This window comes from Pseudonocardia sp. SID8383, from assembly GCF_009864975.1.
Lineage (GTDB): Bacteria > Actinomycetota > Actinomycetes > Mycobacteriales > Pseudonocardiaceae > Pseudonocardia > Pseudonocardia alni.
On the sequence record NZ_WWFY01000043.1, the window covers coordinates 1 to 9,381 of the forward strand.

General features: G+C 73.8%; 6 protein-coding genes and 1 pseudogene. 2 read left to right on the forward strand and 5 right to left on the reverse strand.

What is annotated here, in order from left to right; all coding sequences use genetic code 11:
- From GTW08_RS01295 to GTW08_RS01315, 5 genes are all read right to left on the reverse strand, one after another.
- On the reverse strand, positions 1 to 1,531 hold a 1,531-nt coding region (locus GTW08_RS01295), incomplete at its 3' end, for a hypothetical protein (protein ID WP_161151274.1).
- 286 nt (positions 1,532 to 1,817) lie between these two features.
- Positions 1,818 to 3,617, reverse strand: coding sequence for a BCCT family transporter (locus GTW08_RS01300; protein WP_083658072.1), 1,800 nt, complete (start codon positions 3,615 to 3,617; stop codon positions 1,818 to 1,820).
- Positions 3,618 to 3,751: 134 nt separating this feature from the next.
- Positions 3,752 to 5,101: a serine hydrolase gene (locus GTW08_RS01305; RefSeq protein WP_161151275.1), complete on the reverse strand. Its 1,350-nt coding sequence runs from the start codon at positions 5,099 to 5,101 to the stop codon at positions 3,752 to 3,754.
- A gap of 26 nt (positions 5,102 to 5,127) precedes the next feature.
- A complete protein-coding gene (locus GTW08_RS01310) occupies positions 5,128 to 5,949 on the reverse strand; it encodes a DNA/RNA non-specific endonuclease (protein WP_161151276.1) in 822 nt (273 codons plus the stop codon).
- Entirely contained in the window at positions 5,946 to 6,488 is a 543-nt protein-coding gene (locus GTW08_RS01315; RefSeq protein ID WP_073574206.1) for an Lrp/AsnC family transcriptional regulator, read from the reverse strand. Before GTW08_RS01315 ends, GTW08_RS01310 begins: the two co-directional genes overlap by 4 nt.
- Positions 6,489 to 6,661: 173 nt before the next feature.
- On the opposite strand from GTW08_RS01315, the gene GTW08_RS01320 reads away from it, so the two are divergent.
- Entirely contained in the window at positions 6,662 to 8,962 is a 2,301-nt protein-coding gene (locus tag GTW08_RS01320) for a transketolase-like TK C-terminal-containing protein (protein ID WP_073574205.1), read from the forward strand.
- A gap of 125 nt (positions 8,963 to 9,087) precedes the next feature.
- Positions 9,088 to 9,381, forward strand: a pseudogene (locus GTW08_RS01325) (xylose isomerase); the annotation flags it as partial.

The window sequence follows — 9,381 nt, forward strand, 5'->3', positions numbered from 1 at the left end:
CCCGGTGCGCCGGGACCTCGCAGCGGCGCAGGAAGCGGTCCAGCTCGCGCACGGCGTCCCCGGGGTGGCGGGCGAGCGCCCACGCGGCGAGCTCGGCCTCGGCGACGTCGGCCCGCACCCCGCTCATCCGCACGCACACGTACTCGACGTCCTCGTCGGCCAGCTCCCCCGGCGCGGGCAGGTGCATGCCCTGCTCGGTCAGGTACTCGTGCACCGCCCACAGCCCCATCGGGGTCAGCGCGACGACCGTGGGGTCCGGGTCGTCGCGGTGCGCGACCCGGGACAGCTCGTCCAGCTCGTCGGCATCGAGGGTCTCGGTCAGCTCGATCGCCCCGAGCAGCTCGCAGGCGTCCAGCAGGGCCGTGACGTCGCGGCGCCACAGCCGCTGTTCGACGTCGCCTGCGAGGTCGTCGACCACGCAGCCGGCCTCGTCGTTGACGGCGTCGCGGACCTGGCGGTGGAAGTGCTCGAGCGGGACCTGCCCGCCGCCGGTGGCGTAGAGGCCGACCCACAGCATCGGGAACGCCTGGGACATCGACATCCCGAACAGCGACGGTGCGCCGAACACGTCGGTCCCGCCCAGGCTGTCGCCGAGACGTCCGACCGACTCGAACACCCGGCGCCACAGCTCGATCGGCCGGTTCAGCAGCGGGCCCGCGCTCTTGACCGGCAGCAGCCGCCCACGCACCACGCGGACCAGGCGCGCCGAGCGGGCCCAGCGCAGCAGCAGCGACACCTCGGGCAGGTCGTCGCTGGTACGGGCGGTCTCGCGGTAGATGTGGTCGAGCTGCAGGTGCGCGGCGAGGTCGAGCGCGTCGGTGCGGTCGAGGCGGCCGTCGGAGGTGAGCCGGCGCCCCGCCCGCACCCACAGGGTCAGCTTGCGGAGCAGCTCGAGGGCCTCGGAGCGCTCCGCGGCGTCGACGAGCGCCGCGGCGCCGGGCATCGGTACCGGCGGCAGCTCGGGGTTCCACTCGGCGCGGGTGGGACGCTGCGCCTCGCGCCGCATGATCTCGGCGAGCGCGTGCCGGTCGACGTCGGTCTGCCCGGCGCCGGCGCGGTCGAGGAACCGCTGCACCGCGGCCGGGTCCGCGGGGTCGACGCCGTGGCGGTGCAGCTGCACGCCCCAGAACTTGCCGAGGTCGTAGTTGCGCTCGTCGGCGAGACCGTCGTGCAGGGCGGGTGTGGAGTCGAGGACCTGACGGTGCAGCGCGTCCGCCGGGTGCGACTGCGGGTCGAACCAGTCGTGCTCGTCGACGAAGTCGATGAGTGCATGGAAGGCGGGGGCGACGTCGTCGGGCTCGAGCACGGTCACCTTGCGCGGGAACCACATGCCCAGCGCGTCGGCGATGTGCGAGCGCGTCCAGCGGCCCAGCCTGCGGTCGCGCGCGTACTTGTAGTCCAGCACGGCGGCGACGAGCGCGGTGTCCACCTCGACGCGACGGCGGCGGGCCCAGAGGGAGAACTGCTCCAGCAGGCGGCTGCGGGCCTCGGCGTACCCCTGGTCGTCCCCCGGGGTGAAGACGAGACGCATCCGGCCCACTGTGTCAGGTCCCTCCCATCCGCTCCGGCTGCGGCGCAGCACTTTCCGATGATCGTCGGTGCACGCGGGGGCCGTGCACCGGGTGGTCGCAGGAGGTCCAACGAGCGCGGTCGGCCCGGGTCACTCCCGACCGCTCACCGTCGGTGGGCGGTCGCTCACGGGTCGTCCGATCGTCCGGCCGTCCCCGCGACCGTGAGCCCTCGACCCTGCCACGGACGACGGCGGCCGGACACCCCGGGGAGGGTGTCCGGCCGCCGTCGTGTGCGACGAGAGGCGGTCAGTCGCCGCCGACCGGGCTGTCGCGCCGTTCGGCGGTCGCCCGGGTCGACTCGTCGCCGGTCCGCCCCTCCGGCTCGTCGGCCCCGGCCGCGACGGGACCGTTGCCGGAGCTGTCGTTGCCGTCGGCGGGTGCGTTCCCGTCGGTCGTGTCGAACGCACCGACCTTGACGTAGAAGTTCTCGCCGTGGTTGTCGGTGGCCCAGTCGACCGCCTGCTCCAGCACCTGCGCGCCCTTCTCGTCCCGCAGCACGACCTTGTCGCGACGCAGGTCCTTGAACAGTGCGAAGCACAGCAGCACCATGATCACGACGAACGGCGCCGCGACCAGGATGGTCAGGTTCTGGATGCCGTCCAGGGCGTTCTCCCCGCCGGTGACGAGCATCAGCACGGCGACCGCACCCATGACCGAGCCCCAGAAGACCACGACCCACTTGCTGGGCTCGATGGTGCCGCGCTGGGACAGTGTGCCCATGACGATCGACGCGGCGTCCGCGCCGGACACGAAGAAGATCGCGACCAGGAGCATGACCAGCAGGCCGGTGAAGGTCGCCCACGGGTAGGCGCCGAGCATCTGGAAGAGCTGGACGTTGGAGTCGTCGGAGAACTGCGTGCCCTGCTGGGCCTGGGTGATGGCGGTGCCGCCGAAGATGCAGAACCAGACCAGCGAGACCAGGCTCGGCGCGAGGATGACGCCGCCGACGAACTCACGGATGGTGCGCCCGCGCGAGATCCGCGCCAGGAACATGCCGACGAACGGCGTCCACGAGATCCACCACGCCCAGTAGAAGACGGTCCAGCCGGACAGCCACTCGAGCATCGGGGCGCCGCCGACGGCCTCGGTGCGCCCGACCATCTCGAAGAACTGGGAGAAGTACGCGCCGATCGACGTCGGGATCAGGTCGAGGATGATCACCGTCGGTCCGACGACGAACACGAAGAACGCCAGCACCGCCGCCAGCACCATGTTGGTGTTGGACAGCCACTGGATGCCCTTCTCGACGCCGGAGACGGCGGAGAGGATGAACGCGGCGGTCAGCACGATGATGATCGCGGCGAGTACCCAGGGGCTCACCTGGCCGTCGACCCAGCCGACGGTCTGCATGCCGCCGCCGATCTGGAACGCGCCCAGGCCCAGCGAGGCCGCGGAGCCGAACAGCGTCGCGAAGATCGCGAGGATGTCGATGCCCCGGCCGATGGAGCCCTCGGCGGCCTTGCGGCCGATCAGCGGGACGAAGGCCTGGCTGATGAGCTGACGGCGGCCCTTGCGGAAGGTGGAGTAGGCGATGGCGAGGCCGACGACGGCGTAGATCGCCCACGGGTGCAGCGTCCAGTGGAACAGTGAGGTCGCCATCGAGGTCTGCAGCGCGTCGATGGTGCCGGGCTCGGCCGCGCCGGGCGGCGGCGACTGGAAGAAGGTCAGCGGCTCGTTCACGCCGAAGAACATCAGCCCGATGCCCATGCCGGCGGAGAACATCATCGCGATCCAGGAGACCGTGCGGAACTCGGGCTCCTCGTCGTCGGCGCCGAGCTTGATGCGCCCGAACCGGCTGAAGGCCAGGAACAGCGCGAAGGCCACGAAGGCGGTCGCGGCGAGGATGAAGCCCCAGCCGCCGCCGCGCATCAGCCCGCCGAGCATCGCCTCGGCGGTGGCGCCGAGGGTGTCGGCGCTGAGCAGCCCCCACAGCACGAACAGCAGCGCGAGCGCGGCGCCGACGCCGAACACGATCCAGTCGGTGCGGGGCCGGTCGTCCCCGGTCGTGTCCGGACGGCCGTCCGGTGGTGATTGGGCCTGTGTCATACGTGGTCACGCCCGCATGTCGGGCGCATCCCCCCTCCGCTCTCGTTCGTGCAGAAATTGTGCACAAGTCGTTTGTGTGCCGAAAGTGTAGGTACTGGACCGTCCCGTGTCGCTGTGCAGGCCGAACCGTGATGTCAGGAGGTGGTCCAGCCCTCGTCGGAGACGCCGCCGGGGACCGGTGCGGCCGGGTCGTAGGGGGTGCGGGTGAACACGAACGTGGCCAGCCACAGGTGGTCGCGGGCGATCCGCAGGGTCTCCCCGGCGAAGTAGCCGTCCAGGCCGATCCAGGTGCCGTCCGGGCCGGGCCGGAACCGCGACGCGCGTCCGGGGCGCCCGAGGCCGCCGAGGTGCAGCAGCCCGCCGCCGACCGAGCGCAGCGCGTAGGGGGAGGGACCCCAGAACCACGGTCCGAGCAGCTCGGGGTCGACCGGGCAGGGCTGCGGGTCCCACGGCGCGACGATGCGGGGCTCGGCGACCCGCAGGTCGTTCAGCAGCCCGGCGGTCAGCCCGCTGTCCATCCCGGAGGTGGTGTTGCCCATCGCCAGGGCGCCGGCGCCCTCCTCGCGGTCCACCCAGAGCCCGGCGAGGAAGCCGGGCATGGATCCGCCGTGCCCGACCAGCGTCGTCGTGCCGCCGCCCTCGGGCCGCTCGAACCGCAGGACCTGCACGCCCAGGCCGTAGCCGGCCCAGACCGGCGACGTCGGGTCGACGCCCGCGGGCAGCGTCATCTCCTCGACCGTCGCCGGGGAGAGCACGTCGCCGGTGTCGCCGAGCAGCAGGGCGCCGAGCCGGGCCAAGTCCGCCGCGGTGCACCACAGCTGCCCGGCGGCGGCCATCACCCCGGCGTCGTGTTCGGGCTCGGCCAGCACGAGGTCGGCCCACGGGTGCACGGCCCGTCCCGCCGCGGCGGGCTGCTGCGGGCGGGTGGAGGTACGGGTCATGCCCAGCGGGAGCAGCACCTCGTCGCGGGCGACGTCGGTCCAGGCGCGGCCGCGGAGGCGGGCGACGACCTCGCCGAGCAGCCCGAACCCGAGGTTGGAGTAGTGGAAGCGGCGCGCGGCGGGCAGCACCCGGTCGGCGTCGCCGAGGCCCAGCTCCTCCAGCGTGCCGCCGGGGGTGCGCTCCCACCACCGGCCGGGGCTCTCCGAGCCGGCCCCGGCCAGGTGGGACAGCAGCTGACCCAGGGTGCGGTCGCCGAGCGGGGTGCCGGGGAGGTGCCGGTCCAGCGGGTCGTCGAGGTCGAGCAGTCCCTCGTCGCGCAGCCGCAGGACGGTGACCGCGCAGACGGTCTTGGAGATGGAGCCGATCCGGTACTGGACGTCGTCCTCGGCGGCCGCGTCCGGGAGCGCTCCACGCCCGGCGTGCCAGACGAGGGCGCCGTCGCGGACCACCCCGGCGACGAGGGAGGGGACGCGGCCGTCGCGCTGGGCGCGGGCGACGCGGGCGAGCAGGGTGCGCTGGGTGCTGGGGAGCAGCTCGGTCACGGGGCGACCCTAGATCCCCGGCGCGCTCACAGTCCGCTGATGTCGGCGAACGAGCGCAGCCGCACGGCCCGCTCCGACAGTGCGGCGGGCACCGGCTCGGGTACCGGCATCCGGTCCGCCGCGGTCAGCGGGCCCAGGTCGAGCCCGGTCAGCTCGCCGATCCGGGCCACCGGTACCTGGAAGGTGCGGTACGGGCCCAGCGGCGGTGGGTCCCCGGCCGGCGGCTCGGCGAGGTCGCCGAGCTGAGGGGTCTGGTCCAGCAGGTAGGCGGTGGTGCCCAGCGCGCCGCCGACGACGAAGGCGCCGATCTTCCAGAACAGCCGCGGGATGCGCACGCCGCGGTACTCCGGGTCGTCGTCGGCCAGCACCGGGCCGGTGAACACCACGAGCCGCCGATCGTGGTCGCCCGCGTTGTCGAGCAGGTAGTCCTCCAACCCGCCCCAGGTCTGCTTGTCCTGGTTGAACGCGGCGGCCTGCGGGGCGGCGTTGGTGTAGAGGAACGTGTCGGACTCCGCCGTCGCAGCCTCGGCGGCCCCGCCCCACACCGGGTCCTGGCGGCGGACCAGGTGGCCGCGGTCGAGGTCGTTGTCGGCGTAGAGCTCGGCGCCGGCCTGCTGCCCGGCGGGCAGCCGGTCGTCGAGGCGCCAGTCGTCGGAACGTTCGAGCTGCCGCAGGGTCGCCCCGTCGATCGCGACGGCGGTGGCCGCGGCCAGGCGCCGGTCGGGCCGGTGCAGGGTCGCGAAGTGGGTGTAGGGGAGCAGCACGGTGTCGGTCCCGGGCAGCGTCGGCATCGGCGTCGCGACGCCGAGGAAGTCCGGGTCGAAACCGGGGGCGGCGGGGGCGCTCATCGGCGTGACGGTAGCGGTGCCGGGTGAACGGCGGGTGCGCCTGCGCCGCCGTCGGTCAGGCGGTGCAGCAGCGGGGCGGTGCGGAACCCGACCAGCGAGCGCATGACCAGCGACGTCGACGTGCGCTCCACCCCGCCGATCGCGAGGAGGTGCCCGGCGATCCGGTAGAGGTCGTCGGCGTCGCGGGCGACCAGGTGCACCAGGAGGTCCTCCGGTCCGGAGACGCCGTGCACCTCCAGCACCTCCGGTACCCGGTCCAGTGCGTCGGCGACGGCGGCGAGCTCGCGCTGCACCACCCGCACCGTCACGAACGCGGTCAGCGGGTAGCCGAGCGCCGCCGGGTCGACCCGACGCTCGAAGGTGTCCAGTGCGCCGAGCCGGTCCAGCTTGGCCAGCCGGGCCTGCACGGTGTTGCGGGACAGGCCGACCCGTTCGGCGAGGGCGAGCACCGTCGCGCGCGGGTCCTGCGCCAGGGCCAGCAGCAGCCGGGCGTCGTGGCCGTCGAGCGCGGCCCGCCCGTCACCGGTCGTTCCCGTCACCTGGTGCCCCCTCCTCGTGTCCGCAGGTGCGCATTATGCCGTCCCGGCGCGCGTCCCGCCCGGCCCGGCGCGTGCACTCTGCTCAGTCGTACGGGCTGTGGTTGTGCACTCGTCGATGTGGTGGTGGGCTGACTGGGCAGGCTGCATGGGCGACGAGGCTGGAGTGGTGGGCGATGGGCACGCAGACGGTGACGACGGACACGCTCGTCGAGATCGAGAAGCGGGTGCTCTGGCTGTCCACCGCGATCGTCGACGCGGCCAACCGGCGCGGTGACCCCAGCGGGCTGAAGGTGGGCGGGCACCAGGCGTCGTCGGCGTCGATGACGACGATCATGACCTCGTTGTGGTTCGAGCACCTGCGGGCCGGGGACCGGGTCTCGGTCAAGCCGCACGCCTCGCCGGTGCTGCACGCGATCAACTACCTGCTCGGCGAGCTCGACGAGCGCTACCTGAGCACGCTGCGCGCCTTCGGCGGGCTGCAGTCCTACCCGTCGCGGTCCAAGGACCCCGACCCGGTCGACTACTCGACCGGCTCGGTGGGCATCGGCGCGACCGCCCCGATCTGGGGTGCGCTGGCCCGCCGCTACGTCGACACCCACTTCGGGGGTGCCGGAGAGGGCAGGCAGTACTCCCTGGTCGGCGACGCCGAGCTCGACGAGGGCGCCGTCTGGGAGGCCATCCTCGACCCGATGGTCGGTGAGCTGGGCGAGGTCGTGTGGATCGTCGACCTGAACCGGCAGTCCCTGGACCGGGTCGTCCCCGCGATCGGCGCGCCGCGGATCGAGGGCATGTTCTCCGCGGCCGGCTGGCAGGTCCTCACCGTCAAGTACGGCAGGCTGCTGCACGAGCTGTTCGACCGCCCCGGCGGCGACGCGCTGCGCGCCCGGATCGACACCATGCAGAACGCGGAGTACCAGCGGCTGCTGCGCTGCGACGCCGACGAGGTCCGCACCCGGCTCCCCGACGGACACGCCGACCTGGCGGAGCTCGTCGCCGGCCTCGACGACGACACCCTGCTCGCCGCGGTGCGCAACCTCGGCGGGCACGACACCGCCGCGCTGCGCGACGCGTTCTCCGCGATCGACGACACCCGGCCCACGGTGATCCTCGCCTACACGGTCAAGGGCCACGGCCTCGCGACCGCGGGCCACCCGCAGAACCACGGCTCGATCCTGAGCGCCGACCAGGTCCGCGAGCTGGCCGACGCCGTCGGCGCCGACCCCGACGACCCCTGGCGGCGCTTCGACCCGGAGTCCCCGGCGGGCGAGGTGGTGGCCGGCGCGGCGCAGCGGCTGCACCGCGACCCGGTCGACGACCAGCCGGTCCCGCCGCTGCCGGCCGACATCGGACGCACCCCGACCGGGCGGGCCACCACCCAGGCCGCGCTCGGCCGGGCGCTGCTCGACCTCACCCGCGAGGCTCCCGAGGCGGCCGGCCGGGTGGTCACGCTCTGTCCGGACGTGTCGTCGTCGACGAACCTGGGCGGCTGGGTGAACAAGGTCGGCGTCTGGTCGACCGCGGAGCGCAAGGACTGGTTCGACGACGATCCCGAGACGATCCTGCACTGGCGCGAGCGGCCCACCGGCCAGCACCTGGAGCTGGGCATCGCCGAGGGGAACCTCGTCGGGGCGCTGGGGGAGCTGGGGGCGACCTGGTCGCGCTGGGGCCGTCCGGTGCTGCCGATCGGGGTGCTCTACGACCCGTTCGTCGAGCGCGCGCTGGAGCCGTGGTCGTTCGGCATCTACGCGGGTGGCCAGTCGATCCTCGTCGGCACGCCCTCCGGGGTGTCGCTGGCCCCCGAGGGCGGTGCCCACCAGTCGGTGACGACGCCGTCGGTCGGGCTGGAGCAGCCCGGCTGCGTCACCTACGAGCCGGCGTTCGCCATCGACACCGAGTGGACGCTGCTCGCCTCGCTGGCCCGGCTCGGCCGTCCGGACGGCACCAGCGCCTACCTGCGCCTGTCGACCCGGCCGGTGGACCAGACCCTCGCGGCGGTCCCGGCCGACCCGGCCGCGCGCGAGCGGCGCCGGCGTCAGGTGGTCGCCGGGGCCTACCCGCTCCGCCGCGCCGCGGGCACACCGGCGCTGACCATCGCGGTCGCCGGTGCGCCGACGACCGAGGCGCTCGCCGCGGCGGACCGGCTCGCCGAGCTCGGCCACGACGTCGACGTCGTCGTGGTGACCAGTCCGGGGCTGCTGTTCGACGCCCTGCAGGCCCGTGCCGGACGCCCCGCCCGTCCGCAGGCCGAGCCGTGGATCCTGGAGTCGGCGTTCCCCGCGCGCCGGGCCGCGCCGCTGGTCACCCTGCTCGACGGGCACCCGCACACCCTCGCGTTCCTCGCCGGGGTCAACCGGGTCCCCGCGACGCACCTGGGCGTGCATCGCTTCGGTCAGTCCGGCGACCTCGCCTCGGTCTACGCCCACCACGGGCTCGACGCGGACACGGTCGTGGCGGCCGGACTCGACCTGCTGTAGACGGAACCGGACATCGAGTGACGTACGTCGCTGGATCGCGCAAACGACAATGACTACGGTTACCGACCATGCTGCTTCTGGGGTTGGCGTCAGTCACCTTCCGTGAGAGGTCCGTTCCGGACGTCGTGCGCCTGGCGGTCGACGCCGGGTCCGAGGTCCTCGAGTGGGCCGGAGACCGGCACGTCCGTCCCGGTGACCACGCGGCGGCGTCGGCGGCCCGCGGTGCCTGCGCGGGCGCAGGGCTGCGGATCGGCACCTACGGCAGCTACCACAAGGCCGGTGCGTCCGACCCCGGCGAGTTCGACGCCGTCGTCGCGACGGCGGCCGAGCTCGGCGCCCCGCGGGTACGGGTCTGGGCCGGGACGGCGGCTTCGGCCGACGTGTCGCCCGCCGGGCGCGCCGCCACCGTGGACGCGCTG

Excerpts from the sequence above, each read along its gene's own strand:
- GTW08_RS01320 (WP_073574205.1), top strand. The coding sequence starts at position 6,662 with ATGGGCACGCAGACGGTGACGACGGACACGCTCGTCGAGATCGAGAAG.
- GTW08_RS01310 (WP_161151276.1), bottom strand. The coding sequence starts at position 5,949 with ATGAGCGCCCCCGCCGCCCCCGGTTTCGACCCGGACTTCCTCGGCGTC.
- GTW08_RS01300 (WP_083658072.1), bottom strand. The coding sequence starts at position 3,617 with ATGACACAGGCCCAATCACCACCGGACGGCCGTCCGGACACGACCGGG.